Raw genomic sequence first — 25,959 nt, forward strand, 5'->3', positions numbered from 1 at the left:
TCGTCGGTCATGCGTGTATCTCCGGCGGCCATCTTAAAATTCGACCGCCTCCAGGATTCCCTCCTCGATGCGCGCCGCCGACGGGAGGTAGTAGTCCTCTAACGCGTACAGCGGGTACGGCACGTCGAAGCCGGTGACGCGGCCGATCGGCGCCTCCTGATAGAGGAGCGCCTCCTCCTGGAGTATCGCCGTGATCTCGCCCGCGAGCCCGCCGGTCTTGGGCGCCTCGTGGACGACGACCGCGCGGCCGGTCTTCTCGAACGCCGCGACGATCGCCTCGCGGTCGAGCGGCGAGACTGTTCGGAGATCGACGACCTCGCACTCGATCCCCTCCTCGCCGAGCGTCTCGGCGGCCTCCAGCGTGGGGCGGGTCATCGCGCCGTAGGTGAACACGGCGACGTCGTCGCCCTCGCGGCGGGTGGCGGCCTCGCCGATGGGGACCGTGTACGGCTCCTCGGGCACCTCCTCGCGGAACGCCCGGTAGATCAGCTTTGGTTCGAGGAAGATCACGGGGTCGGGGTCGCGGATCGACGCCGCGAGCAGTCCCTTCGCCTCGCGGGGGGTCGAAGGGGTGACGACCTTCAGCCCGGCCTCGTGGGCGTAGAACGCCTCCTTCGACTCGGAGTGGTGCTCCGGCGCGCGGATGCCGCCGCCGTAGGGCGCCCGGAGCGTCATCGGGAGCGTGAACCGCCCGCGGCTGCGGGTGCGGAACCGCGCCATGTGCGAGACGATCTGGTCGAAGCCGGGGTACATGAACCCGGAGAACTGGATCTCCGGGACCGGTCGCATCCCCATCGCGGCCATCCCGACCGCGGTGCCGACGATGCCCGACTCGGCGAGCGGGGTGTCGATCACCCGGTCGCCGCCGAACTCGTCGAAGAGGCCTTCCGTGGCGCGGAAGACGCCACCGTTCTTCCCGACGTCTTGGCCCATCACGACGACGTCGTCGTCCTCGCGAAGTTCGGTGTGTAATCCGTCTCGGACCGCCTGTACCAGCGTGAGGTTCTGTGTCTCGGTCATTTACTCCTCCAAGAACGCCGCGTCGCCGCGCTCGTCGCGCAGCGCGGCGAACGCCTCGTACTGCCGCTCCAGTTCGGGCGGAAGCTCCGCGTAGGCGTGCTCGAACAGCTCCCGCGGCTCGGGCCGCGCCATCGACTCCGCCGCGTCTATCGCGTCCGCGACCTGCGCCTCGATCGACGACTCGATCTCCGCGACGCGCTCGTCGTCGAGGATCCCCTCGTCGCGGAGGTAGGCCTCCAGCCGGTCGATCGGGTCCTTGTCCTTCCAGCGCTCGACCTCGTCGTCCTCGCGGTAGACGGTCGGGTCGTCGGCGGTCGTGTGCGCGCCGAAGCGGTACTGGACGGCCTCGATGAGCGTCGGCCGCGGGCGGTCGGCCTCGGGGTCGCGCGCCTTCTCCAAGGCCGCTTCCGTGACGCTGTACACCGCGAGCGGGTCCATCCCGTCGACCTGGACGCCGTCGATCCCGTACGCCTCCGCCTTCTGCGCCAGCGTCGCGCTCCGAGTCTGCCGCTCGCGTGGCACGGAGATCGCCCACTGGTTGTTGTTACAGAAGAAGACGGTCGGCGTGTCGAACACGCCGGCGAAGTTGACCCCCTCGTGGAAGTCCCCCTCGCTCGTCGCCCCGTCCCCGAAGTAGCAGATGAACGCGTCGTCCTCGCCGCGGAGCTTCGAGGCCCACGCGGCGCCCGTCGCGTGGGGGACCTGCGACGCGATGGGGACGGCGACCGGGAAGACGTTGACGTCCGGCGGCGCGTTGTTTCCGTCCTCGTGGCCCATCCAGTAGAGCAGCGTCTGTTTCAGGGGGAGCCCGTGGACCAAGGCGGCGCCGTGCTCGCGGTACGACGGGACCATCCAGTCGTCCGCGTCGAGCGCGTACGCCGACCCGATCTGGGCGCCCTCCTGCCCGGAGAGCGGGGGGTACGTCCCCATCCGGCCCTGTCGCTGGAGGCTCACCGCGCGGCCGTCGAAGTGGCGCGCCAGCCGCATGTGCCTGTACATCTCGACGAGCGACCCCTCATCGAGGTCGGGGAGATCGCCGACGACCTCGCCGTCCTCGTCGAGGACGCGAACCGTATCGTCGTACGCCCTGTCGAACACGGTCACGGTCGAACCCACCTTCGCATGGCCGATACGTCCACCGCCCGGGTAATATCGTTTTCGTAAATAATTTATTATACTCAGAAATAGCGGCTTCGCGATGAGAGACCGTCCATCAGACTGGGAGAGAATCGGACATTTCTGAACAAACTCCGAGCTGTTCGGCAATATTTTCGCCAACATCGGCGTTTCGTCGGTCCATAACGGACGAACAGGAAGGTTTTCCGGCGCGCGGTCGACCGCCGGAAGCGGGATCCGGGCGTCGCGGCGCCGCGGCTCGGCGGTCGAGACAGAGCGAGGTGATCGGGGGACGTGAGTTGCCGACGCGAAGCGGGCCGTTATCCGAGCCGGAACGAGGGCTCGTCGGGCTCGCCGTCGAGGTCCTCCAGCTGGATCACGTCCTCGTCGCCGTCCTCAAGCTGCTCGCGGAGGTAGTTGACGTACCGCTTGTGCTCTTCGAGCTGCTCGCGGAGGTGTTCGGCCTCGAGCTCCAGCCGCTCGTGCTCGCGGACGAAGCTCTTCGGGACCTCGATCTTCGGGGGGAACGACTCCCCGCTGTCGCCCATGCTGTCCAGTTCGGCCTCCGGGATGACCCGGACCTGGCCGTCGTGGGCAACGAGCGTATCCACGTAGTCCCGGAAGACCGCCGACAGCGAGATGTCCCGCTCCTCGGCGATGTCGCGGAGGGTCTCGAACGCGTCCTCGTTGACGCGGAACGAGATCGTCTTGTTCTTGTTGCCCATTATCGGACTGTTCGTTCCGCGGATCACTTAAGCGTTTGTCAGACGGTCCCAAGAACGAGAAACGCGTTCGCGGGGAGAACCGCGCCGAACGCCGCGAAAACCCGGGATCGGCGCGTCAGCGTTCCGGCCGCCGACCACGTCAGAGCGCCGAGACGCCGGCCACGTCAGGGCTCCGGCGCGCCCGCCGGGTCAGACCGCCGAGACGCCGGCCGGGTCAGGGCTCCGGCGCGCCCGCCGGGTCGGTCCCGTCCGGGGCGTCGCCGAGCGCGGCGTCGTCGTCCGCGGACCCGTCGCCCGCGAGTTCGTCGCCGCTCTCGTCGAGGTCCTCCAGCGCCGACAGCGCGGCGGCCTTGTACGTCTGGGGGTCGAAGTCGTACTCCTCGCGGGCCATCCGCGCGTACTCGTTGCCCTCGTCGTCGAACGCGGCGACGCGCTCGACGGTGCGGCGGGCGGTCTCCGCGACCCAGCGGTCGCGGGTAGCGGCGTCGACCTCGGTGATCGACTCGGGGCGGACGGAGACCCGGACCGTGCCGTCGTCGGTCTCGTACGTCCGGGGCTTCCCCACGACTGCGACGTAGGCCGGGGGCTCTAAGTCCCGGAGTTTGGAAGCGGCTTCCGGCTGGTACTGACCGGCGTACACGAAGAACGTGCCCGTCGGATCGACGATGCGGCCGCGCCAGTACTCGCTGTCCTCGCCGACGTCCTCCTTCTCCGTGAGCGTCCCCACGAAGAAGACGCGGTTCGAGGACTCCCCCGTCGGTAACAGCGCGTAGACGGGGGCGCGCTCGTCGTCGGACTCGGTGAACGTGTAGCCGGCGTCGTTGAACTCGGTCGCGAACACGCGCCGGGCGACCTCTCGGGTGGGTGCGGATTGGCTCATTTAAATCGACCTCGCTTCGATCAGCGCGCTTTCAACGTCGACGGTACCCGGGTCCTCCATCTCGTCGACCAGGACGTACCGGCCGAACGTCGGGCCGGTGACGCGGTAGTAGCGCCCGAGCACGTCCTCGCCCATCTCCTCGGCGACGACGGTGGTGTCGAGCGCGTCCATCGCCATGTCCTTGGCCGCCTCGAGGGTCATACCGGTGAGCTCCTCGGTGGCCTCGCGGTCGAAGATGACCTCGGTGACGGTCTCGCCGTCGTCTAAGACGCCCTTGATACGGAGGTCGAACTCGCCTTCGACCTGCCCGTGTTCGGAGCAGCGCCCGTTCTGGAGGACGCGCGTACAGTCCGCCTCGGGGCAGCGCTTGATCAGCCCGGAACCGGACTGGATGTCGACTAAGGCGCCCTCGACCGTGTCGGCGTTGTCGCCGACCTCGATCTCCTCGTCGATCTCGGTGATACCGGTCGTCCGGTTGAGCTTCACCGAGTAGCTGCCCTCGTACTCGTCGGTGACGACGTTCGAGAGCTCGTACGCCTGCCCCTCGTCCAGCTCGGGGAGGTCGGAGGTCTCGAAGGCGACGAACTTGATTGTGCCCGACTCGTCGCCGAGGAGGCCGACCTGCGAGATGGAGTCGCTGCGCGGCTCCCAGAGGTCGACCAGCTTCACGCGCAAGTCGACCCACTGCTCGTCCTCGTCGATGTCGTTGACGAGGACCTCCTCGCTGCCGCCGCGGCCGAGCTCGTCGCGCTCCATCCCGGCGTCTTCGAGGTAGCTGTTGGTGACGCTCCGGCTCGCCTCGTCGAGCGGCACGCGGTACTCGTCGACGAGCGTCGTCAGCCGCTCCTCGACGTCGTCTGGGTCGACGTCGGTGTGGTCCGAGAACTGTTCCGCTATCGCTTTCGCTTCCTGTCGCAGTTCGCTCATGGGGTGTCTCCGCCTCCGGTCTTGTTTTCAGTGGGAGGCGTACGAGGGTTGGTTCCTCACCGTATTAAAACGCCCGTAACCGCGGTGAAAGTGAACGGATCGGGCCCGAGAAGCCGTCTTCCGTCGGTTCGTCGAATCGAGGCCGGACCGGCTCCGGAGCGACCCCGGCCCGGCGGCGGCCGCGTCAGACGCGCGTCAGCCACGCGCGGGCTTCATTTCGAGTGGAACGATCACACGGATCGCAGCCGTACGGGACGAGGACTCGACGAGACCAACGGACCGAAGCGGTGGCGCGTGCCTGCGAGGCCGCGTTTGCGGCCGAGCAGCACGCGCGAGGGAGTCAGTCGCCGGAGCGAAGCGGAGGCGACTGACGAGGCTGGGGAGGTGTGAGGCTGCGGTGCTGGGCGGGGCGGGACTCGAAGGGGCAGCCGTGAGGCGGGCGCAGGCGACGTAAGCACCGCAAGGAGTGAGCGGAGCGAACGACTGAGGTGCGTAGCGAGCGTGCGCCCGCCTCGCGGCTGGGGCTTCGGCGGTGTTCGCCGCCGATCGGCAGTCAATTATTTATAAGCGAACGGAGGAGAATGTAGCGGCGGTCTCCGTGTCGGTCGCAAAGCCGTCCGCGTCGTACTGACCGGTCGAACCGGCAACGTCTCAGTCCGCGTCGGGGAACGGGACCTCGATCAGGTCGCCGTCGTCGGGCAGGAGGCACTTGCCGTCGAACGCCTCGCGGGCGTCTCGGCGGATCGGCCGCGCGTCGGCCGCGTAGCGCGAGGAGATATGGACCAAGGCGAGCCGCTTCGCGTTCGCGCGGGCCGCGATCGACCCCGCCTCGCGGCCGGTAGAGTGGGCCGTGTCGCGGGCGCGGTCGGCCATGTCGTCGGCGAAGGTGGCGTCGTGGATCAGCAGGTCGGCGTTCTCGGCCGCCTCGACGGTGGTCTCTCGCGGACGCGTGTCCGCGGTGTACGCCAGCTTGCGACCCGGACGCGGCGGGCCGACGACCTGCTCCGGCTCGACGACGGTACCGTCATCGGCCTCGACCGGCTCGCCCTCGTGGAGGCGGCCGAACTTCGGGCCGACGGGGACGCCCAGTTCCTCCGCCTTCGGGCGGTCGAAGCGGCCGGGGCGGTCGTCCTCCTCCAAGACGTACCCCTGCGATATCGTCCGGTGTTCCGTCTCGAACGCGCGCACGACGTACTCGTCGGCCTCGTAGGCGACCTCGCCCGGGGCGACCGGTTCGATCCGGATCGGAAACGCCGGGTCGTGGCCGACCGCGTGGACCAAGTCGCGGAGGTGGTCGTCGGTGCCCGGCGGGCAGTGGACCGTCAGCGGGTCGGTGCGGTCGTTGAACCCGAGCGTCTGGACGAGGCCAGGGAGGCCGAGAACGTGATCGCCGTGGAGGTGCGAGACGAACACGCGGTCGACGGCGAAGCCGGTCCCGCTGCGCATCATCTCGCGCTGGGTGCCCTCGCCGCAGTCGAAGAGGAAGCGGTCGCCCTCGCGGTTGACGAAGACGGCGCTCGCCGCGCGCTCGACGGTCGGGACGGCGCCGCCCGTCCCGAGGAACGTGACGCGAAGAGACATGTCCACTCGTCGGAGCGGCGGTTGTAAACCGGTGTCGATGCGGGTGAAGCGGGGGGCGACGCCACGCTCGGCCCGCGGAGCGGTCGACACCCACATGTGTCCGGCCGCCCGAGCCCGACCATGCGAGAACCGATCGCCGCCTTGGTCAGACAGGAGGGGTGGCGCGCGGAGGGCGCGGCCGCCCGCGTCCACTACGAGGGGGGCCGCGACCGATACGCGGTGGAGTTCTACGCCGAGACGGGCCACGTCCTCTACTGGTCCGTGCCGACCGACGACGACGAGGGCGGAACGGCCGCGCCGGTCCCGCGAGACGGCGTTCCGGACCCGCTCCGGCGTCGCGTTCGCGGGGACCTCGACGAGGCCGGGATCGATCCCGCCGTCGAGCGACGCGACCTCTGAGTCCGCTCCGGGAACCGGGCGATCCGAGGCCGGTGATCGCGCATCCGAGGACGAGATCAGCCGATCGAACGCGTGTTACCGGTGTTTTCTGCCGATGTATTTCGGTTCGAAGGAAACCTATTTGCCGCCCTGACTGATACGGACTGGTGATGAGTGGCGTCGACTGGGAGGAAGACGATCCCTTCGAGGAGCAGCGGGACAAAATCGAGAATCCGATGAAGCGGCTGTTCGTCGAGTACGGCCGCGACTACGTCCCGCAGGTGACCGTGGGGATCTTCGCGAGCATCTTCGCGCGGCTGCTCGACCTGCTTCCCCCGCTCATGCTCGGGATCGCCATCGACGCCGTGTTCTACGAAGACGCCCTGTTCAGCGAGCAGATCCCGCTCGTCGTCCTCCCGGACGCGTGGCTCCCGACGGCCCAGACCGAGCAGTTCTGGTTCACCATCGCCGTCATCGGCGGCGCGTTCGGTATCGGCGCCGGGTTCCACTGGATCCGTAACTGGGGGTTCAACGCCTTCGCCCAGAACATCCAGCACGACGTGCGGACGGACACCTACGACAAGATGCAGCGGCTCAACATGGAGTTCTTCTCCGACAAGCAGACCGGGGAGATGATGTCGATCCTCTCGAACGACGTGAACCGACTTGAACGATTCCTCAACGACGGGATGAACTCCCTGTTCCGCCTGTCGGTGATGGTCGTCGGCATCGGCGTCCTCCTCTTCTGGATCAACTGGCAGCTCGCCTTAGTCGCGCTGCTGCCCGTCCCGATCATCGGCGGGTTCACCTACCTGTTCATCAGGATCATCCAGCCGAAGTACGCCGAGGTGCGCTCGTCGGTCGGGAAGATGAACTCCCGCCTAGAGAACAACCTCGGCGGGATTCAGGTGATCAAGTCGTCGAACACGGAGCCGTACGAGTCCGACCGCGTCGACGACGTCTCGATGGACTACTTCGACGCCAACTGGGACGCGATCACGACCCGGATCAAGTTCTTCCCGGGGCTCCGCGTGCTCGCCGGCATCGGCTTCGTGCTCACGTTCGTCGTCGGCGGCCTCTGGGTGTTCCAGGAGACGCCGCCGGGGCCGTTCACCGGCGAGCTCTCGGTCGGGATGTTCGTCGTCTTCATCCTCTACACCCAGCGGTTCATCTGGCCGATGGCCCAGTTCGGCCAGATCATCAACATGTACCAGCGCGCCCGCGCCTCCTCCGCGCGGATCTTCGGGCTGATGGACGAGCCGTCGCGGCTCGCGGAGGACCCGGGCGCCGAGGACCTCACCGTCGGCGACGGCGACGTGGTCTACGACGACGTCTCCTTCGGCTACGACGAGGAGACGATCATCGAGGACGTCGACTTCACGGTCGAGGGCGGGGAGACCCTCGCCCTCGTCGGCCCCACCGGCGCCGGGAAGTCCACGGTCCTCAAGCTGCTCCTCCGGATGTACGACGTCGACGAGGGCGCCATCGAGATCGACGGACAGGACGTCCGCGACGTGACGCTCAAGTCGCTCCGCCGGTCGATCGGCTACGTCGGCCAGTCGTCGTACCTGTTCTACGGCACCGTCCGCGAGAACATCACCTACGGCACCTTCGACGCGACCGACGAGGAGGTCCGCGAGGCCGCCGAGGCCGCCGAGGCCCACGAGTTCATCGAGAACCTCCCCGACGGCTACGACACGATGGTCGGCGAGCGCGGCGTCAAGCTCTCCGGCGGGCAACGCCAGCGCGTCACCATCGCGCGCGCGGTGCTAAAGGACCCGGACATCCTCATCTTAGACGAGGCGACCTCCGACGTCGACACCGAGACGGAGATGCTTATCCAGCGCTCGCTCGACCGGCTCACCGAGGACCGGACGACGTTCGCGATCGCGCACCGCCTCTCAACGATCAAGGACGCGGACACCATCCTCGTGTTGGAGGGCGGGCGGATCGTCGAGCGCGGCACCCACGACGAACTCCTCGACAACGACGGACTGTACGCGCACCTCTGGGGCGTTCAGGCGGGCGAGATAGACGAGCTTCCCCAGGAGTTCATCGACCGCGCGCAGGAGCGCACCGCCCGGATCGTCGAGGACGCCGAGAGCGACGACGACTGATCCGGACCGCCCGAGCGAGCGGGGCGACGCGCCGCGCTGATCGGGCCGTCACCGCGAGGGTCAGCGAACGAGTCACCGCCGGAGTTCGGTCCACTCGTCCGCGGCCGCCTCAGGCGACGCGTCGGCGTGGCCGAGCGCGTCGAGGACCGCCGCCCGGACCTCCGACGGATTCCGGAACTGCGTCTCCCCGCAGTCCTCGAGCAGGCCGTCGAGCCGCGCCGTCTTCGTCGGGGTCTCCACCGCCGCGGCGCCGTACTGCTCTATCAGCTCCGCCGCCGTCACCGGGTAGCGGTGTTCGCGGAGCGCCTGCTTCAGCGGGCCGAACGTCACGGCGGGAGCCGAATCGTGCGCCTCCAGGTCGTGTTCCGCGTTGTCACTGCTCATACGGTCGCGATCCACGGCGAGGGGCATAATACCCCGGGAGCGTTCGCTCGACGGTGACCGCCGCCTATACCACGCCGCGCGCCGAGGCTCCGGTATGCGCCTCAGCGAGGTCACGTGGACCGACGTCCGCGACGCCGACGTCGACGTCGCGTTCCTGCCGGTCGGCAGCACGGAACAGCACGGGCCGCACGCCCCGCTCGGCACCGACGCGCTGAACGCCGTCGCGGTCGCCGAGGCCGGCGCCGACGCCTACGAAGGGGCGGGCGACGGGCAGGGGGCGGACCGCGGCGAGGTCGCGGTTGCGCCGCCGATTCCGGTCGGCGTCGCAGAGGAACACCGCGCGTTCGACGGGACGATGTGGGTCTCGCCGGAGACGTTCCGGGCGTACGTCCGGGAGGCCGCCGAGTCGCTGGTCTCGCACGGGGTCGACCGCGTCGTGTTCGTCAACGGCCACGGGGGGAACGTCGAGGCGCTCGCGGAGGTCGCCCGCCAGTTCTCGCGCGACGACGCCCACGCGGGGTACGGCGTCGCGTTCACCTGGTTCGACGCGGTCGGCGACCACGCGAGCGACATGGGCCACGCCGGCCCGCTGGAGACGGCGCTGCTGCGCGCGACGAACCCGGAGCTGGTCCGAGAGGAGCGCGTCGAGGAGGCGAGCGCGGGCGCCGCCGACCGGTGGGGCGAGTGGGTCGCGGGCGTGAACCTCGCGCACGACTCAGACGAGTTTACCGACAACGGCGTCGTCGGCGATCCCCGCGAGGGCGACGCCGAGCGCGGGGCGGAGCTGCTCGACCGCGCGAGCGCGTCGCTCGCGGAGCTGACCGCGGCCGTCGTCGATCGCGACGCAGTTTAAAAGGGAAAAAGCGCGGCGCGGACGCTACTCCTCGTCCTCCTCTGCCGCGTCTTGGAGCGCCCCGCGGATCGCGGGGACGGTGCCGGTGAGCGAGGCCACCTCGTCGGCGGCGCTCTCGATGTCGCCGACGAGCGACTCCAGCTCCTCGATCTCTTCTTGTAAATCGTCGGCGTCCTCGAAGGCGTCGGCGCGCTCGCCGAGGACGTACGCCTTCTTCGCCGAGCGGACGCTGTCGACCGCGTCGCCGGCGTTGAGCGCGGACTTCAGCCCGTTGAGCGCCCCGAGGACGTTGTCCGCGTCCGTCTCCCACACCGCGTCCGGGTCGGGCAGTTCCTCGCGCGCCGCTGCGAGGTGCTCTCGGACCTCCGCGCGGGTCTCCTCGGCCGCCTCGCCGAACAGGTCGTCGTCGTCGAACGTGGACTGGGCCATATCCGGACCGTCGTGCCCGCACCTTTTAAAAACGCGCCCGAAAGCGGAAGTGAAACCGGCGGTGAGGACGGGTCCGTCGCCGGATCGGGCGGATCTCGCGTTCAGTTTCGGTTCGGCCGGGCCGGTCAGATCCTGACGAGCAGTTCCGCCGCGATCAGCGTCACGAGGAGCGCGAGGAACCCCGCGAGGACGGCGAGCGTCCGGAGCCGGTCGAACACCGCGTCGGCGTCGGGCGTCGCCGCGAGGAGGGCCGGGCCGTCGTGAGAGACGGAGTCGTGGGAACCGGAATCGCGCTGGGGGTCGGGACGCATGTCCGTCTGGGGGTCGGGACGCATGTCCGTCTGGGGGTCGGGACGCACGTCCGCCTGGGGGTTCGGGTCCGGCACGGTCAGCCGTTCGACGGAAAAGCCCGTAAAACCGACTATGAGGGGACGGTACCGGTATTGAGCGCTCCGGAGATCACCCTTGATTCCACGACGCCTCCTCGAAGTCGACGATCCGCTCGTCGCGGTCGAGCGCGTCGATCCGGGCGATCTCGTCGTCGGTCAGGTCGATCTCGCGGGCGGCCCAGTTCTCCTCGACGTGGCCGAAGTCGGCCGCCTTCGGGATCGGCGCGACACGCTCCTTCGAGAGCAGCCACGCGAGGCTCACCTGCGCCGGGGTGGCGTCGTGGCTCGTCGCGATCTCCTGGAGGACGTCGACGTCGGCGACGCGGTTGCGCGCGATCGGCGAGTAGGCGACGAGCCAGTGGTCGTGCTCGACGGCGTACTCGCGGAGGCGCTCCTGTTGAAGCAGGGGGTGACACTCCACCTGATGGGCGAACACGTCGTGGTCGAGCCGGTCGATCGCCTCGTCGAGCTGGTCGGGGCGGAAGTTCGAGAGCCCGATCCGATCTATCACGCCGTCGTCGACGAGATCGTCGAGCGCGGGCAGCGTCTCCGCGAGGTCGTAGCTGGTCAACAACCCCACCCTACTTCGCTCACCCTGACGGGTTCGCTCGTTGAGGGAGGGGCTTGTCCGTGAGCTCAGCCTCGAACCCGTCCGGGTGGGCGGTGAATCCGCCACTTGGCGTCACAGTTCCAGACTTTAAGACGAGTTGACTGTCGCCCGTCCGCCGAGACGACTGTCGGCCTCGACGGACATACCGCATCCCGATGTTCTTCGCCGCATTGTAATCCGCGTTCGCTTCCGACTCACACTTCACGCACCGGAACTCCGTGCGAGTTCGGCGATTCTCGTCTGCCGTGAATCCACACTCGGCGCACCGTTGCGACGTATACGCCGAACCCACTTGCTTCACAGAGATGCCGACTGTTTCGGCTTTGTACGCCACTTGCTCGTACAGCGTTCGGAACGCCCACTTGTGCCCCCACGACGCACCCGTTCGGTCGCGGATGTCTGTCAAGTCCTCAAACGCAATCACGTCGCACTCGTATCGGAGTGCTTCGTCTACGATGGCGTTCGACGCTTGGTGAACCACGTCACGAACGTATCGTCGTTCGCGTCCACTTGATTGTTCGAGCGTTCTGTGGGCGCTTCGCGTGCCTGTCTGTTGGAGTCCCGCACGGACTTTCTCGAACTCGCGGAGGTTGTGTGAGAGTTCGCGCCCATTGATGAATCGTGCTGTGCTGGTGACGGCGAGGTTCTCAATACCGAGATCGACCCCGAGAACCGTTCCGTCCTCGGCGGTGTCTCGCTCAATGTCGGTCTTGGGTCGGCGGAAGCCGATGTGTAGAAAGTAGTCGCCGTCACGAGCGGTGAGTGTGCTTTCCGTGACGCTCCACTCGTCGGCGTCGAGGTACTGCCGTTGGTAGCCATCCTCGGCGTCAGGGAGCGCAAGTTCACATCGAACGCGACTCTCCGTCGTGGAGAGTGACACTGTATCGTCATTGAACAGCGTCATCGTTCGAGTGTCGTACGTTACCGTGGGTGCGGTGAATGTGGGTTTACTGACCTGCCTGCCGTTCGAGCGGCGTTCGAGACAGCCGGTGATGGCTTGGGCGGCTTGGTGGGTGGCGAGGATCGCGTGCTGACTCCCGAGGTCGGTTTCCTCGCGCACGTTGTCGTAAGCGAGGGGTTGTACGTCGCTCTTGGCGTTACACTTCCCCCACGCCATGTCCGTGGCGAGTTGGCACCCACGCCTCCACTCGGAGATGGTTTCCTCAAGCAACTCGCGTTGCTCATCGTCTACCGAGAGACGAGTGATTGCCGTCCGACGCACGTAATCGTCTGCCACAGTTTCAATGTGTGTGAGAGGCTATTTATAAGCTGGCGTTTGTTACAGATACGAACCCGCTCCTCTCCTCCCTACTCACTCCCTTCGGTCGCTCCTTGAGGAAGGGGACTCCGCGCTACCGCTTCAGTTGATCGGCCAGTGGACGTACAGCAGGTCGATCGAGTCGACGCCGAGCCGGTCGCGGCTCACTCGGGCGGTCGCGGTCGCGTCGTCGTACGAGAGGTTGTCCGTCGAGAGCTTCGTCGCGACGAACAGGTCCTCGCGGTCGACGTCGGTGTCGTCGATCCCCGCCGACACGGACGCCTCATTCTCGTACCCCTGCGCGGTGTCGACGTGGCGGTAGCCGGTCTCGATCGCGTGTGCGACCCCGGAGACGCACTCCTCGCCGTCGGCCAGTTTATACGTCCCGTACCCGAGGCGGTCGAAGGCGGTCGTCATGTACTCCCGTGCGGACGGCGACGCCCTCAACGTACCGGTCCCCGAGTGCGTCGCGATCTCTCCCGAGCGCGTCGCGATCTCTCCTGAGCGCGTCGCGGAGGCGACATCGGACGGATCGCGGCGGGCGAGAATCCTGCCTCGTGTTTAAACGCCCTGCGAGAGTCGGGTAACCTATCTCAACAAGAGAAGTCGCGCTGCGAAGCACGATCGGCGGCGTTTCGGTGGAAGGGAAGCTACACACGCTCAGCGTCTGGTTCATCCTCGCGCTCCGGCTGATGATCGGCCTCGCGTTCTTCCAGAGCGGCCTCGACAAGGTCTTGAGCGGGGAGTTCAGCGCCGTGGGCTACCTCCAGAACGCGCCAGCCGCGAACGGGAGCCCGGCGGCGGGCCTGTTCGCCGCGATGGGCGAGAACGCGCTGTTCATCGACTTCGTGAACGTCGCGGTGCCGTGGGGCGAGCTGCTCATCGGGCTCGGCGTCATCGTCGGGCTCCTCACGCGGCTCGCCGCATTCTGGGGCGCGTTCATGATGCTCCTCTTTTATCTTGGCAACTGGGACATCTCGCACGGCTACATCAACGGCGACTTCGCGTATATGCTCGTGTTCCTCTCGGTCGCCGCCTTCGGCGCCGGGCGGATCCTCGGGCTCGACGCCATCGTCGAGGAGTACGAAGTCGGCGGGCAACCGCTCGTCGAGCGGTACCCGTGGATGCGCTACCTCCTCGGGTGAGAGGAGTGGAGGGTCGGTTTCTCGGACCGATTCGGCCGCCAACCGCGCGCTGAACGGACGCAACGCCGATCACAGTTTCACAGATAATATTCGGGTGGCAGTTATTATCCCGTCCGATCCCTGCTAGTTAGGACATATGTGAGAGGGATCGTCCTCCGGCGTCCGATCGAGGTACGGCGCGAAGGTCGCGCTGTTGCTGATCAGGTCATGGGGGTCTCGGTTTCATACGGAGTCATCGTCTACCTCCGCGCGGAGGAGGCAGGGGCCGCGAGCGCGGACGCGCTCGACCGGCTGGGCGCCGACAGAGCGCTCAACGGCGAAGACGAATTCGTCGCGGCCGAATCCGCAGACGAGGAACAGACGACCGTCCTCGCCGACGGCTGAGTCCCGCGCCGTTTCCCTCGCCCGCTTCTTCCCTTACTCCCCGTCCGCGACGAGGTCCTCGTACCGCGCGCCGGTCTGTTTCAGCGTCTCCGTCGAGTAGAGCCGCTCGTGGTCGAACGGGAGGTGGTCGGCCGCCAGCTCGTCGATCTTCGCGTCGACCGCCTCGGCCTCGCGGCCGTGGATCATCGTGAACATGTTGTACGGCCACTCCTGGTCGGGCCGGCGCGGCCGGTGATAACAGAGGGTGACGTACGGGAGGCTCCCGACCGCCTCGCCGCGTTCGTCGAGCTCGTCGTCGGGCACGTCCCAGACCACCATACAGTTGTTCGTGAACCCGGTGACGACGTGGTTGACGACGCAGCCGATCCGCTTGATACAGCCGTCCGCGAGCAGGCGCTCGACCGCCGCGAGGACGTCGTCGACGGGGGCGTCGATCTCGCGCGCCACGTCGGCGTAGGGAGTCGCGGACAGCGGGAAGCCGTCCTGAATCGCGAGGAGGAGGTCGGCTTCAACGGCGCTCAGGTCGCCGCGGGCGTCCTCGGAGATGCGGGTGGCGGAGACGTCGGTGTGGTCGAGGGACTCCCGCGCGAACCGGTCGGCGTTGACGACGGGGAACTCCAGGTCGATGTAGTAGTCCGTGAGCATCGGGAGCGCGAGCACCTCGCAGCCGGTCCGCGCTTCGATCTCCGCGAGGATCTCGTCGCGCTTCTCGCGGGAGCCCGCAGTGACGACGAACCACTGGTTCCACTCGTGGTCGCGCCGGTAGTTGTGGTTCACCTGCCGGTAGCCGTTGATCACCTCGGCGACCTCGTCGAAGCGGTCGTCGGGCGCGCGCACCGCCGCGAGCGTCGAGGAGCCGATGACCGGCGGGTTGAGGACCGCGCCGAACCGGCGGAACACGCCGCGCTCGCGGAGGTCGCGGACGCGGTCGAGGAGCTCGTCGGCGTCGACGTCGACGCCCGTCTCGGCGCTGATCTCGCGGGCGACCCGCTCGAAGGGGCGCGACTCGACGGGGAAGCCGCTCTGGTACTCGTCGATGAGCGCCGCGTCGACCGCGTCGACGTCGGCGCGCCAGTCGGCGTCCAGACTCATTACCGTGATCAGGGGACGGGCGTACGTACGGGTTTCGGAGGGCGTCGAGCGCCAGCGGGGGCGTGCCGGTCGAGAGGTCGTGCGGTCAGTCGTCGGCGGGAGCCTCGCCCGGCGTCGGCGCGAACGCCCGGGCGCTCTTCTCCAGCTGCGCCGTCGAGCAGCCGCCGACGGTCGCGGCCTGTTCGAGCGTCAGCGTGCGGGACCGATACAGCGTGAGCGCGGTGGCGACGGATTTGGACGTCATCGGGTACGATAGGCAAATAGGTGGACGAACATATAACTCTAACGCCTTTTGGGGCGTGTTACAGAATTTGAAAAGCAAAAAAGCAGGTGAACGTATGTATAAACCTGTTTGAATTGGACGTGCGAACAATTGCTGTTTGCGAATGAGTACCACGGACGCGGGCAGCGTCGCCGTCTCGGCTCGGGCCGTCGCTCGCGCGCGTCGCTTCGACCGCGCGTCGGACGGGCGGAGCGAGCCCGGCCTTCCCAGCGGTCGGGAGTCGAGCGGGGGACTTTTCGTCGGAGAACCCGAACGACGCGTATGGCTCAGGCGACCCAGGAGTTCGGCGAGTGGCCCCTCAAGCGGCTGATGACCGAGGTCTGCGGCTCCGGCCACAAGTCGGCCGACGACCTGACGCGCGCGCAGGCGACCGAGGCGTTCGAGCGCATCCTCGCGGGCGAGCCCGACCCCACGACGCTGGGGGCGTTCTGGCTCGCGAACCGCTGGAAGCGGAACACGCCCGAGGAACTCGGCGCGTACGTCGACGTGATGTGCGAGCGCGTCGAGTACGCCGAACCGGACGTCGACCCCGTCGACTGCGGCGCGAACTACGACGGAAAGGGACGGACCGCCATCCTCGGTGTCGCGGCCGGCGCCGTCGCGGCCGCCGCGGGCACCCCCGTCGTCGTCCACTCCGGCGACCGCGTCCCCACGCAGAAGCAGGACGCCTACAAGCACGTCTTAGACGAGCTGGGCGTCCACACGGAGCTGACCCCCGCGGACTCCGCCGACATGGTCGACGAGACCGGCTTCGGCTTCTACTACCAGCCCGCGTTTAACCCCGCCATCGACGACCTGTTCGACCGGCGCGACATGATGGGCGTCCGGTCGTTCGTCAACACCGTCGAGACGCTGGCGAACCCGGCCGGCGCCTCCGTCCACCTCGGCTCCTTCTACCACCTCGCGTTCGCGAAGAAGGTGGTCGACACGTTCGTGGAAAGCGAGTTCCACGACCTCGACCGCGTCCTGATGTTCCAGGGCATGGAGGGGTACGACGACGTGCGCCCCGGCTACACGAAGGTCGCGGAGTGGGACGCGGCGGGCGGTGAGGCGAATGGGGGCGACGGCGAGGAGGCCGGCAGCGAGGGCGCCTCCTTCGACGACTTCGAGATCGAGACCGCGGAGTACGGGATGGACCTCGAAGCGGACGACCTCGCCGTAGACGACGTCGCGGTCGAGTCCGCCGAGATCACGGAGGAAGTGCTGGCCGGCGAGCGGGACGGCGCCTTCGCGGACGCGGTCGCGGTCAACGCCGCGCTCCGGATCTACGCGGGCGAGGACGCGGATTCGATCGAGGAGGGCCTCGACGCGGCCCGCGAAGTGATCGACGACGGCTCCGCGTACGACGTGCTGGAAGCGATGCGAGAGTTCTGAGACCGGCCGCGTTCTCGGAATTCAGTTTGCGATCGAGCAGTGTTGCTGTCGGGTGTTTATAAGTAATCGAAGGCTCTGCGACGAATTTCTCCAAAGTTCTCGGCCGCTCGTTTATAAATTGTTTCCGGTGATTCCGCGACGAACACCTCCAAAGCCCCAGCCGGGAGGACTCGCGCGGCTCGCTGCGCTCCTCACTCAGTCGCTATCGCTCCTTCGCTGCGGTGCTTACTGCGCCGTGCTTCGCCCTCCCGGCTGCCCCTTTGAGTCCCGCCCGACCACAACCGCACCGCAGCCTCACGCCTCCCCAGCCTCGCGGCTCCCTCCGCTTCGCTCCGGTCGCCGCATCCCTCGCGCGTGCTGCTCGGCCGCGGAGCGGCCTCGCAGGCACGCGCCACCGCGTCAGTTGTTTATAAGTGTTCGTCGAGACGGAGACTATTCATTATAAATCGCGTTCGGGCGCCGGCGGCATCGCCCGCTTGTGCGCGCTGCGCTCGTAGAGGTCGACCACGCGGTCGACGGCTTCCTCGGGCACGTCGAGCTCGCGGACCGTCGCCGTCCGCGAGAGGCCGCCGTCGACGTGGACCGCTAAGATTGCGTCGACGGTGTCGTAGTCGAGGCCCATCTCCTCGGCGTCGGTCTGCCCCTCCCACATGCCCGCGGTCGGCTCCTGCATCACGAGCTCGCGGGGGACGCCGACGTGCGCGGCCAGCTGGCGCACCTGCTGTTTGTAGAGGTTGCCGATGGGGTTACAGTCGACCGCCTGATCGCCGTACTTCGTGTAGTAGCCCGTCATCGCCTCGGCGCGGTTGCCCGTCCCGAGGACGACCCGATTTTCGGCGTTGGCGACGAAGTAGTTCAACACGGCGCGGGTGCGGACGTAGACGTTGCCCGCGGCGGTGCGGTCGTCGGCCGCCTCCGGGACCGCGTTGAAGAACGCCTCCGCGATGGGCTGGATCTCGACGACGTCGTACTCGATCCCGAGCTCGTGGGCGACGCGCTCCGCGTCGCTCATCACGTCCGCGTCGTTCACCGCCGAGGGCATCGTCAGCCCGTGGAGTCCGTCCTCGCCGAGCGCCTCCACGGCGAGGTGGGCGGTGAGCGTGGAGTCGATACCGCCCGAGAGGCCGAGGACCGCGCCCTCCGCGCCCGCGTCGTCGACCACGTCGCTGATGAACGAGACGATGCGCTCGCGGGTCGCCGCCAGCTCCTCGTCCGAGAGACGGAGGTCAAGCGGGGGGTCGTCCGACAGCAACACTGACGGCTCCGAGGTTCGGCTCATACGTTATCTGAGGGACTGGAGCGACTAATACCTCCCCGTTGCCCCCGTGAACTGGACGCGCGTCGGGTTTTGCTCCGGACGAGCGGACGGGTGGGCCCTTACAACAGCCCCTCGCGCTCGGCGAGGAGGAGCCCTTCGAGCGTCGCGTCGTTCGTCGGCGGCTCGCGAGCGATCTCCAGCGCCTCGTCGACCGAGACCGCCCGCGGGGCGAGGAACTCGTTGCTGTCGTGGTCGACGTCGACCGGCGTCAGCTCCTCGGCGAACACGTAGCCGCGCTTGTGGCGCAACACGCCCGTCGAACACCACACCTCCTGAAGCAGCGACGTCGACGACGGCTCGAAGCCGGTCTCCTCGGCGAGCTCGCGCGCGCCCGCCTCGGTGTAGGACTCGCCCGACTCAACGATCCCGGCCGGGAGCTCCAGTTGGGTGTTCCGCACGGTGGGCCGGTACTGCTCGACGAACAGCACCCGGTCGTCTGCGACCGCGACGATCACCGTCGCGGGCGACAGCTCCGCCCAGTAGTACCGCTTCTCCGTCCCGTCGGGCTGCTCGACCCGGTCGTAGCCGCCGACGAACCACCCCTCGTCGTACTCGACGACGACCTCCGTTACCGGCCACTCCGGCTCGCCGGGCAGCGAGTGGTTGCGGCCGTCGGAAAACGCGGGGAGATCGCGGAGGTCGGCCGCCGGCGCGTCGGAATCGGTCGTTCCGGCCGTGGCGTCGTCGATTTCGTCGCCCGTCATGGGCGGATCACCTCCGCGTGGTACACCTCGCCGTCGCGACGCACCCGCACGCCGGTCTCTGTCGAGGCGTTCGGAACCTGCTGGGTGAGCGCGTCCACCTCGTCGAACGGGGTGTGCGTGAACCACTCCTTCATCCCGTAGGGGCCGGTCTGGTACCCCCCGGAGCGCCCGTCGTCGCTCTCTATCGCGCCGACCAGGTAGGGGTACCGCCGGTGGGAGACGTTGTTCACGTCGGCGGCGGTGTCGTTCGTCTCGATCGGTTCGACCGTGAGGTAGTACGGGTCGCCGCTCCCGAGGTAGCCGGGGAGCGCGCCGAGCGCGAGCAGCGCGACGGCGACCAGGGCGATGGCGACGAGGAGGTTCCGGGTGACCCGGCGCATGGTCGCCGTACGGCCCCGCGGGGAATACCGGTTTCGACCGACGGGACCGCGGTCGGCGCGGTGGCCGCCGAGTCCGGCGTCCGCGCCGACGCGTTTTATATCGCGGCGCCCCTGTCGCACGCATGGAGTACCGGTTCGAGCTGGCGCTCTGCGCCGCGCTCGAATCCCCCGACCGCGTCGTCGCCCGCCAGCTCGGCGCGGGCGTCGAGACGCCGGGGGCGCGCATCGTCGACGTCTGCCTGCTGTCGCCCGGGCCCGGCTTCGACGACCGCGCCGCGATCAGCGCCGAGCGGATCCCCGATCCCGCCATCGAGGCCGCGGTCGGTCCGGGCGAGGCGGTGCCCGTCGCGGACGCGTTCGACCTCCCGCCGGACCGGGCCGCGGCCGTCGTCGACCGCGCGGTCGAGGTCGGCTACCTCGAACGCGAGCGCCGGAACGGGCGGGAGGCCGTGCGCGCGACCGCGCGCTACCCGGACGACTGGGTCGGCGACCTCGTCGCCGTCGAGAACAAGCCCGACCTCGGGACGCCGGGCGACCTGGAGGCGCAGCTGCGCTACGACGCCGCGCTCGGGCTCTTCGACCGCGCCGTCCTCGCGACCGCCTCCTACGTCACCCGCGCGCACCTCAACCGGATCCCCGACGCGATCGGCGTCTGGCGGTTCAACCCGGAGAGTGGGGAGCGCGAGGTTGTCCGCGAGCCGGCGCCGCTCGACCCGGACGCGCCCGGCGTCGAGATCCGCGCGGAGCGCCCCTCGCGCACGGACGTCGCGCTCGTCGGCCCGGAGGCGAAGGCCCGCAAGCGGCGGCGGATCGCCGAGCGCGCGTACGGGAAGGGGTGGCGGCCCGAGCCACCGGCCTGCGCGCACGGGGGGGCGACCGCCGACGGCCGGCCGCGCTGCGCGCACTTCGACCGCGTGGTCGACCCGGGTCGCGAGTGTGGGAGCGGGTGTCCAGCCTTCGATCCCGCAGCCCCCCCAGCTGCGGACCGGGAGGGGCTTCGAGACGAGCGGACGGCGTGGGTCGCGGAGCCGGCGGGGGACGGCCCGCGCCGGCAGTCCGGGCTCTCACGGTACCTGTGAGAACGCTTATACGGCGAGGGCGGGTGTTTCACATATGGACGAGATCGAAGACGTCTTCGTCGCGCGGCTGATGTCGACGGACCTCCACACGGTGACGCCGGACACGTTAGTCGAGGACGCGGCCGCGGTGCTGCTCGAGAACGACATCAGCTCGGTGCTGGTCGTCGACGAGGACGGCGGCCTCGTCGGAATCTTAACCTCGACGGACTTCGTCGACATCGTCGCGAAGAGCCAGCCGAAGGCCGAGACGACAGTCGAGCGGTACATGACGCGAGACCCGATCACGGCGGGCGCGCAAGACGACGTCGCGGCCGTCGCCGCGACGATGCTCGAACACGGGTTCCACCACGTTCCGGTCGTCGACGGGGAGACGCCGATCGGCATCATCACCACCTCCGACTTCGCCGCGTACGTCTCCTCGCCGGAGTCCGTCTCGGCGTAGCGCTCGACCGAGCGGGTCGACGCGTCGGTCGCCGCCGCGTCTCGCCGACCGTCCGCGACAGCGACAAGTGCCGCCACTTCCTGTGCCCGTATTATCACGGAGCGCGTACCTGCGGTCGTGTCCGATCACCTGCATCTCAATCTCTTCACCATGTCCTCGGTCGAGCACGTCTCGCCCGGGTCGTGGCGGTACCCCGGCGACCGGTCGGCGGACTACGCCGACCGCGAGTACTGGACCGAGGTCGCGCGCACCGCCGAGCGGGGCGGCTTCGACGCCGTATTCTTTGCGGACGTGCGCGGGATCTACGACGTGTACGGCGACGACCGCGAGACGGCGGTCGAGAAGGCGGTCCAGACCCCCGCGAACGACCCGCAGCTCGTCGTGCCGGCGATGGCGGAGGTCACCGACGACCTCGGCTTCGCGGTGACGCGGTCGACGACGTACACCCACCCCTACCAGCTCGCGCGGGAGTTCTCGACGCTCGATCACCTCACCGACGGGCGGATCGCGATCAACGTCGTCACCTCCTACCTGGAGTCGGCCGCCGAGAACCTCGGCCTCTCGGAGCGAATGGACAAGGAGACGCGCTACGACCGCGCCGACGAGTTCCTCGACGTCTGCTACAAGCTGTGGGAGGAGTCGTGGGAGGACGACGCGGTCGAGGTCGACCGCAAGGCCGGCCGGTACAGCGACCCGGAGAAGGTCTCGGCGATCGACCACGAGGGCGACCACTTCTCGGTCCCGGGGCCGCACGGCTGCGAGCCGTCGCCCCAGCGCACGCCCGTGGTTTACCAGGCCGGGTCCTCCGACTACGGCCGGTCGTTCGCCGCCCGCAACGCCGAGGCCGTCTTCGCCAGCCAGCCGACCGAGGAGGGCGTCGTCGAGTACATGGACGACGTGAAGTCGCGCGCGGCCGACGCCGGCCGCGACCCCGAGAGCCTCCGCTTTTTCATCGGCGTGGTGCCGGTCGTCGGCGAGACGCAGGCGCTCGCGGAGGCGAAGTACGACGAGTACACGCGGCACGTCGACGTCGAGGCGACGCTCGCCTTGTTGTCCGGCTTCCTCGATATGGACCTCTCCGAGCTCGACCCCGACCAGAAGGTCGAACACATCGAGACGGACGCGATCCAGGGGACGATGAACGCGTTCACGAAGGCCCAGCCCGACCGCGAGTGGACGGTCCGCGAGGTCGCCGAGTTCTGCGGGCTCGGCACCACCTCGCCGACGATCGTCGGCACCCCGGAACTGATCGCCGACGAGCTCCAGCGCTGGCACGAGGAGGTGGGCGTCCACGGGTTCAACATCAAAGAGGTCGTCCGCCCCGACTCGCTCGTGGACTTCGTCGACCTCGTCGTCCCGGAGCTGCGCGAGCGCGGGCTCGTTCCCCCGGCCGATGCCGAGCCTCCGGGCGGGACGCTCCGCGAACGGCTCCTCGGCGAGGGGCAGACGGGGCTCCGCGCGGACCACCCCGCCAAGCAGTAGCGCGGAGGGGACGCCGACGAGCCGACGGTGACCGGGGCGCAGTCGGGCGGTTTTTCCGATTCCTGTCGGCCACGTGTTGTGAACGCATTGCCGCTAACTAATACGAGAACGCTGCCGCCCCCGGCACGCTTAAGTGTCTACCACCGCTTGGCTTAGGTGACGCTTCGCTTGGAGGGCCGAAGCGTCAGCGGGGACCTACAGAACGGCACGCCCGTGCCACCTTTTCCCGGCACGGGCGTGCCGTTCGTTCCTTTACCTACCGAGCGATTCGCTCGCGCAGCCGCGGGCAACGACCGTACCGCGCCGGCACGCCGCGAACGGCCGCCGACAGGGCGAAGTCGCTCCCGGCCGAGCCTCGGGGTATGCCACTCCTACAGTTCGCGACGACGCTGTCGCTGTCGCCCGCCGAGCGCGAGGCGTTCGTCGCGTTCGTCACCGACCGCTACACCGAGGAGATGGAGACGAGCGCCGGCCACGTCGCCGTGACGATCGCGGAACACGAGCCGTCGGCGATGGCGATCGGGCGGTCGGTCGAAGGGCCGCTCCTCTTCGTAGACGCCGAGATCCGCGAGGGCCGGCCCTTCGAGTACAAGCGCGCGTTCGCGCTGGCGGTGATGGAGCGGGCCGTGGAGACGCTCGGCGTGCCGAAGCCGAACTGCAAGGTCGTGTTCACGGAACACGCCGGCGAGGACATGATGGGGATCGACCGCGTCGGCGGCGACTGGGACGGAGCGTAGTTCGGACTCCGCTCAGAGGTTCTCCGCTTGGTACTCGCCATCGTACGTCCCGTCGTGGTCGGCCTCGGCCAGGACGAGCTGTGCGATCCGCGCGCCCGGTTCGATTTCGATCGGGTGGCCGACGTCGAGCCGCCCCTCGCCGACGCCCTCGTAGCCCGCGTCCCACACCGCGGTGTCGAGGGTACAGGCGTTCCGCAGCAGCGTCGAGCGCGGGAGGACGAACCCGATCCGCCCCTCCGGGATCCGCACCGGCTCCCCGTACCGGACGACGTAACTCCCGCGTTCCAACCGGTAGCAGTCGCCCCGCGGCTCCAGCTCCCGTCGCTCGCCCACGCGCTTCCCGTCGCGTCCGAGCCGGCCCGGTTCGGTCTGTGCGAACACCGCGTCGACGGTGAGATCGACGCCGTTCGGCTGTCGCTGCGCGTCGTCGAGGTCGGCGCCGGCCGCGGCGAGCGCCGCCGCGACCGCGGCTCCCGAGTCGAACATGGGCGTCCGGAGCCGCGGGCGAGACTAAACGGTGTCGCCCGCGGTCGCGGCGCCGATCGGTCCGACCGCCGGCTTCACTCAGGCCGCCGATTTCGGGAGGTATGAGCCTTTATTAGCCTTATACACTGGTTACGCCTATACCTCCCATGGGAGATGCCATCACGGTGTTACGTCCGTAATAATCACCGTGTCTACCGATCTAACACGGTCGATCTTGCAAAAAACTCGCGGGTTTTATATTCACGGGAGGGCCAACTCCGGATGATATGGGACAAACGATTACAGAGAAAATCCTCGATGACCATCTCGTCGAGGGCGAGCTGACGCCCGGCGAGGAGATCGGCATCGATATCGACCAGGTGCTGACGCAGGACACGACGGGGACGATGGTGTGGCTCCAGTTCGAGGCGCTGGACCTCGACGAGGTTCAGACGGAGCTGGCCGCGCAGTACTGCGACCACCAGACGTACCAGTTCGACTTCAAGAACACCGACGACCACCGCTTCCTCCGCTCCGCGGCCGGCACGTACGGCGCGTACTTCTCCCGTCCCGGCAACGGGATCTGCCATCAGGTCCACAAGGAGAACTTCGCGGCGCCCGGCAAGACGCTGCTCGGCTCCGACTCGCACACGCCGACCCCCGGCGGGCTCGGCCAGCTCGCGATCGGCGCGGGCGGCCTCGACATCGCCGTCGCGATGGGCGGCGGCCCCTACTACGTCGAGATGCCCGAGGTCGTCAACGTCCACCTCGAGGGCGAGCTCCCCGAGTGGGCGACCGCGAAGGACATCGCACTCCACCTGCTCGGCGAGCTGACCGTCAAGGGCGGCGTCGGCAAGATCTTCGAATACACCGGCCCCGGCGCCGAGAACCTCTCGATCCCCGAGCGGACCACGATCACGAACCTCGGCACCGAACTCGGCGCCACCTCCTCTATCTTCGCCACCGACGAGAAGACCAAGGACTGGCTCGCGCGCCAGGACCGCGAAGACGAGTACGTCGACCTCCAGCCCGACGACGACGCCGAGTACGCGGAGACCATCGAGGTCGACCTCGGCGAGCTCGAGCCGCTCGTGGCCGCGCCGTCGATGCCCGACAACGTCGCCCCCGTCAGCGAGTACGAGGGCACCGACGTCGAGCAGGTCATCATCGGCTCCTGTACGAACGGCGCCTACGAGGACATCCTCCCCAGCGCGAAGATGCTGGAGGGCCGCGAGGTCTCGAAGGGCACCGAGATGATCGTCGCGCCCGGCTCGAAGCAGGCCTCCGAGATGCTGGCCCGCGAGGGCTGGACCGCGGAGATGATGGCGGCCGGCGTCAACTTCTCCGAGGCGACCTGCGGCGCGTGTATCGGTATCGGCCACGTGCCCGCCTCCGACTCCGTCTCGCTGCGCACCTTCAACCGCAACTTCGAGGGCCGCTCGGGCATCGAAGACGACTCCGTCTTCCTCTGCTCGCCCGAGGTCGCCACCGCGGCGGCCATCACCGGCGAGATCGTCGACCCGCGCGACCTCGCGGACGACCTCGGCGACCTCGAAGAGCCCGGGTTCGAGATGGGAACGAAGTACGGCCCCGGCATGGGCGAGTCCGACTCCGACATCATCTCGCCCGACGAGGCGATCGACGACGGCCTCGTCAAGGGCCCGAACATCGGCGACGTGCCGCTGAAAGACGGGATCGACGTGGACGGCGGCGAGGCCCTCCTCAAGATGGAGGACAACATCACCACCGACCACATCATCCCGGCGACCGCGGACATCCTGAAGTTCCGCTCGAACATCGAGAAGCTCTCCGAGTTCACGCTCTCGCGCGTCGACGAAACCTTCGCCCAGCGTTCCCTCGACGCCGACGGCGGCGTTCTCGTGGCCGGCGAGAACTACGGGCAGGGCTCCTCGCGTGAACACGCCGCCCTCTGTCCGATGTACCTCGGCATCGAGGCCGTCTTCGCGCAGAGCTTCGCCCGCATCCACAAGGCGAACCTCTTCAACTTCGGGATCGTCCCGCTGGCGATCGACGCGGAGACGTACGAGAAGATCGACCAGGGCGACGACCTCGAGATCGTCGACGACGTGCCGGCGGGCGTCAGCTCCGGCCAGGAGGAGTTCACCGTGAGCGTCAACGGCGAGTGGGAGTTCACCGCCGACCTCGACGCCTCCGAGCGCGAGCGCGACATCCTCGCGGCCGGCGGCAAGCTCTCGTGGGTCAAACAGCAGCACGCCGACGACGGCTCCGGCGCGGCGCCGGCCGACGACTGAGGCGACCGCCGACGCCGACCGCTCGGTCGGCCCCGATTTCTCCGTTTTTTACTCGTCGCCAGCGGCGACGCCGGTCGACGAGGCGAGTCGGCGCGAAGCCGTCGGTGTCGAGCGACGCGGTCGCGGCGGACCCG

At 68.4% G+C, this 25,959-nt stretch carries 27 protein-coding genes and 2 pseudogenes; 11 read left to right on the forward strand and 18 right to left on the reverse strand.

Annotated features, from left to right (window positions below; translation table 11 throughout):
- Window positions 1-33 precede the first annotated feature (33 nt).
- From F3H13_RS11915 to rnz, 6 genes are all read right to left on the reverse strand, one after another.
- The gene (locus F3H13_RS11915) at window positions 34-1,020 is read right to left on the reverse strand and encodes an alpha-ketoacid dehydrogenase subunit beta (RefSeq protein WP_149799246.1); all 987 of its coding nucleotides are present in this window, start codon (window positions 1,018-1,020) and stop codon (window positions 34-36) included.
- Entirely contained in the window at window positions 1,021-2,124 is a 1,104-nt protein-coding gene (pdhA, locus tag F3H13_RS11920; RefSeq protein ID WP_149799247.1) for a pyruvate dehydrogenase (acetyl-transferring) E1 component subunit alpha, read from the reverse strand. It abuts the gene before it with no gap.
- Between the two features lie 332 nt (window positions 2,125-2,456).
- Window positions 2,457-2,861 carry a CopG family transcriptional regulator gene (locus F3H13_RS11925; RefSeq protein WP_149799248.1) on the reverse strand — a complete coding sequence of 135 codons (405 nt, stop codon included), beginning with the start codon at window positions 2,859-2,861 and terminating at the stop codon, window positions 2,457-2,459.
- A gap of 214 nt (window positions 2,862-3,075) precedes the next feature.
- Entirely contained in the window at window positions 3,076-3,741 is a 666-nt protein-coding gene (locus tag F3H13_RS11930; protein ID WP_149799249.1) for an RPA family protein, read from the reverse strand.
- Entirely contained in the window at window positions 3,742-4,668 is a 927-nt protein-coding gene (locus F3H13_RS11935; RefSeq protein ID WP_149799250.1) for a replication factor A, read from the reverse strand.
- Between the two features lie 651 nt (window positions 4,669-5,319).
- Window positions 5,320-6,249: a ribonuclease Z gene (gene rnz, locus F3H13_RS11940; RefSeq protein ID WP_149799251.1), complete on the reverse strand. Its 930-nt coding sequence runs from the start codon at window positions 6,247-6,249 to the stop codon at window positions 5,320-5,322.
- Window positions 6,250-6,369: 120 nt separating this feature from the next.
- Here rnz and F3H13_RS11945 point away from each other — a divergent pair, with 120 nt between their 5' ends.
- On the forward strand, window positions 6,370-6,648 hold the full coding sequence (locus tag F3H13_RS11945; protein WP_149799252.1) for a DUF7538 family protein: 279 nt from the start codon (window positions 6,370-6,372) through the stop codon (window positions 6,646-6,648).
- Window positions 6,649-6,797: 149 nt separating this feature from the next.
- Window positions 6,798-8,744, forward strand: a complete 1,947-nt coding sequence (locus F3H13_RS11950; protein WP_149799253.1) for an ABC transporter ATP-binding protein — start codon at window positions 6,798-6,800, stop codon at window positions 8,742-8,744.
- A gap of 72 nt (window positions 8,745-8,816) precedes the next feature.
- On the opposite strand, the gene F3H13_RS11955 is transcribed toward F3H13_RS11950, so the two are convergent.
- Window positions 8,817-9,155, reverse strand: coding sequence for a DUF5789 family protein (locus tag F3H13_RS11955; protein WP_188128058.1), 339 nt, complete (start codon window positions 9,153-9,155; stop codon window positions 8,817-8,819).
- A gap of 67 nt (window positions 9,156-9,222) precedes the next feature.
- Here F3H13_RS11955 and F3H13_RS11960 point away from each other — a divergent pair, with 67 nt between their 5' ends.
- A complete protein-coding gene (locus F3H13_RS11960; protein WP_149799255.1) occupies window positions 9,223-9,981 on the forward strand; it encodes a creatininase family protein in 759 nt (252 codons plus the stop codon).
- A gap of 24 nt (window positions 9,982-10,005) precedes the next feature.
- On the opposite strand, the gene F3H13_RS11965 is transcribed toward F3H13_RS11960, so the two are convergent.
- The 5 genes and pseudogenes from F3H13_RS11965 to F3H13_RS11985 form a co-directional block, all read right to left on the reverse strand.
- Window positions 10,006-10,410, reverse strand: a complete 405-nt coding sequence (locus F3H13_RS11965; protein WP_149799256.1) for a DUF5790 family protein — start codon at window positions 10,408-10,410, stop codon at window positions 10,006-10,008.
- Window positions 10,411-10,535: 125 nt separating this feature from the next.
- Complete coding sequence (locus F3H13_RS11970; RefSeq protein ID WP_149799281.1) at window positions 10,536-10,745, reverse strand: hypothetical protein; 210 nt, start codon at window positions 10,743-10,745, stop codon at window positions 10,536-10,538.
- Between the two features lie 124 nt (window positions 10,746-10,869).
- Window positions 10,870-11,403, reverse strand: a pseudogene (locus tag F3H13_RS11975) (aldo/keto reductase); the annotation flags it as partial.
- The gene (locus F3H13_RS11980) at window positions 11,390-12,646 is read right to left on the reverse strand and encodes an RNA-guided endonuclease InsQ/TnpB family protein (RefSeq protein ID WP_149799257.1); all 1,257 of its coding nucleotides are present in this window, start codon (window positions 12,644-12,646) and stop codon (window positions 11,390-11,392) included. The gene F3H13_RS11980 and the pseudogene F3H13_RS11975, both read right to left, overlap by 14 nt.
- Before the next feature lie 126 nt (window positions 12,647-12,772).
- Window positions 12,773-13,084 (reverse strand): annotated as a pseudogene (locus F3H13_RS11985) (aldo/keto reductase); the annotation flags it as partial.
- 173 nt (window positions 13,085-13,257) lie between these two features.
- On the opposite strand from F3H13_RS11985, the gene F3H13_RS11990 reads away from it, so the two are divergent.
- Both F3H13_RS11990 and F3H13_RS16260 read left to right on the forward strand, forming a co-directional pair.
- Window positions 13,258-13,812 (forward strand): DoxX family protein, encoded by a 555-nt coding sequence (locus F3H13_RS11990; RefSeq protein ID WP_149799258.1) that lies wholly within the window; start codon window positions 13,258-13,260, stop codon window positions 13,810-13,812.
- Window positions 13,813-14,019: 207 nt separating this feature from the next.
- Window positions 14,020-14,196 carry a hypothetical protein gene (locus F3H13_RS16260; protein ID WP_223174419.1) on the forward strand — a complete coding sequence of 59 codons (177 nt, stop codon included), beginning with the start codon at window positions 14,020-14,022 and terminating at the stop codon, window positions 14,194-14,196.
- 33 nt (window positions 14,197-14,229) lie between these two features.
- Here the strand turns inward: F3H13_RS16260 and ahbB are convergent, their stop codons facing one another.
- Window positions 14,230-15,288, reverse strand: a complete 1,059-nt coding sequence (gene ahbB, locus F3H13_RS12000) for a siroheme decarboxylase subunit beta (RefSeq protein WP_149799259.1) — start codon at window positions 15,286-15,288, stop codon at window positions 14,230-14,232.
- A gap of 85 nt (window positions 15,289-15,373) precedes the next feature.
- Window positions 15,374-15,532, reverse strand: coding sequence for a DUF7317 family protein (locus tag F3H13_RS16265; RefSeq protein WP_167373093.1), 159 nt, complete (start codon window positions 15,530-15,532; stop codon window positions 15,374-15,376).
- 300 nt (window positions 15,533-15,832) lie between these two features.
- Here F3H13_RS16265 and F3H13_RS12005 point away from each other — a divergent pair, with 300 nt between their 5' ends.
- The gene (locus F3H13_RS12005) at window positions 15,833-16,945 is read left to right on the forward strand and encodes an anthranilate phosphoribosyltransferase (protein ID WP_149799260.1); all 1,113 of its coding nucleotides are present in this window, start codon (window positions 15,833-15,835) and stop codon (window positions 16,943-16,945) included.
- A 439-nt stretch (window positions 16,946-17,384) separates the two neighbouring features.
- Here F3H13_RS12005 and F3H13_RS12015 read toward each other — a convergent pair whose 3' ends face one another.
- From F3H13_RS12015 to F3H13_RS12025, 3 genes are all read right to left on the reverse strand, one after another.
- Window positions 17,385-18,224: an NAD+ synthase gene (locus tag F3H13_RS12015; protein WP_149799262.1), complete on the reverse strand. Its 840-nt coding sequence runs from the start codon at window positions 18,222-18,224 to the stop codon at window positions 17,385-17,387.
- A 98-nt stretch (window positions 18,225-18,322) separates the two neighbouring features.
- Window positions 18,323-18,967 carry an NUDIX hydrolase gene (locus tag F3H13_RS12020; RefSeq protein WP_149799263.1) on the reverse strand — a complete coding sequence of 215 codons (645 nt, stop codon included), beginning with the start codon at window positions 18,965-18,967 and terminating at the stop codon, window positions 18,323-18,325.
- The gene (locus F3H13_RS12025; RefSeq protein ID WP_149799264.1) at window positions 18,964-19,347 is read right to left on the reverse strand and encodes a hypothetical protein; all 384 of its coding nucleotides are present in this window, start codon (window positions 19,345-19,347) and stop codon (window positions 18,964-18,966) included. Before F3H13_RS12025 ends, F3H13_RS12020 begins: the two co-directional genes overlap by 4 nt.
- A gap of 122 nt (window positions 19,348-19,469) precedes the next feature.
- Here F3H13_RS12025 and F3H13_RS12030 point away from each other — a divergent pair, with 122 nt between their 5' ends.
- The 4 genes from F3H13_RS12030 to F3H13_RS12045 all read left to right on the forward strand — a co-directional run bounded on the left by F3H13_RS12030 (window position 19,470) and on the right by F3H13_RS12045 (window position 23,087).
- Complete coding sequence (locus F3H13_RS12030; RefSeq protein WP_149799265.1) at window positions 19,470-20,426, forward strand: DUF5787 family protein; 957 nt, start codon at window positions 19,470-19,472, stop codon at window positions 20,424-20,426.
- Window positions 20,427-20,460: 34 nt separating this feature from the next.
- Window positions 20,461-20,868, forward strand: a complete 408-nt coding sequence (locus F3H13_RS12035; protein WP_149799266.1) for a CBS domain-containing protein — start codon at window positions 20,461-20,463, stop codon at window positions 20,866-20,868.
- Between the two features lie 117 nt (window positions 20,869-20,985).
- On the forward strand, window positions 20,986-22,350 hold the full coding sequence (locus F3H13_RS12040) for an LLM class flavin-dependent oxidoreductase (RefSeq protein WP_149799267.1): 1,365 nt from the start codon (window positions 20,986-20,988) through the stop codon (window positions 22,348-22,350).
- A gap of 362 nt (window positions 22,351-22,712) precedes the next feature.
- On the forward strand, window positions 22,713-23,087 hold the full coding sequence (locus F3H13_RS12045) for a tautomerase family protein (protein ID WP_149799268.1): 375 nt from the start codon (window positions 22,713-22,715) through the stop codon (window positions 23,085-23,087).
- 12 nt (window positions 23,088-23,099) lie between these two features.
- Here the strand turns inward: F3H13_RS12045 and F3H13_RS12050 are convergent, their stop codons facing one another.
- A complete protein-coding gene (locus tag F3H13_RS12050; RefSeq protein WP_149799269.1) occupies window positions 23,100-23,573 on the reverse strand; it encodes a deoxyuridine 5'-triphosphate nucleotidohydrolase in 474 nt (157 codons plus the stop codon).
- Between the two features lie 266 nt (window positions 23,574-23,839).
- Between F3H13_RS12050 and F3H13_RS12055 the strand changes: the two genes are divergently transcribed.
- On the forward strand, window positions 23,840-25,825 hold the full coding sequence (locus tag F3H13_RS12055) for an aconitate hydratase (protein WP_149799270.1): 1,986 nt from the start codon (window positions 23,840-23,842) through the stop codon (window positions 25,823-25,825).
- Window positions 25,826-25,959: the final 134 nt, after the last annotated feature.

It is taken from the genome of Halorubrum xinjiangense (genome assembly GCF_900102375.1).
In the GTDB taxonomy this organism is placed as follows: Archaea; Halobacteriota; Halobacteria; order Halobacteriales; family Haloferacaceae; genus Halorubrum; species Halorubrum xinjiangense.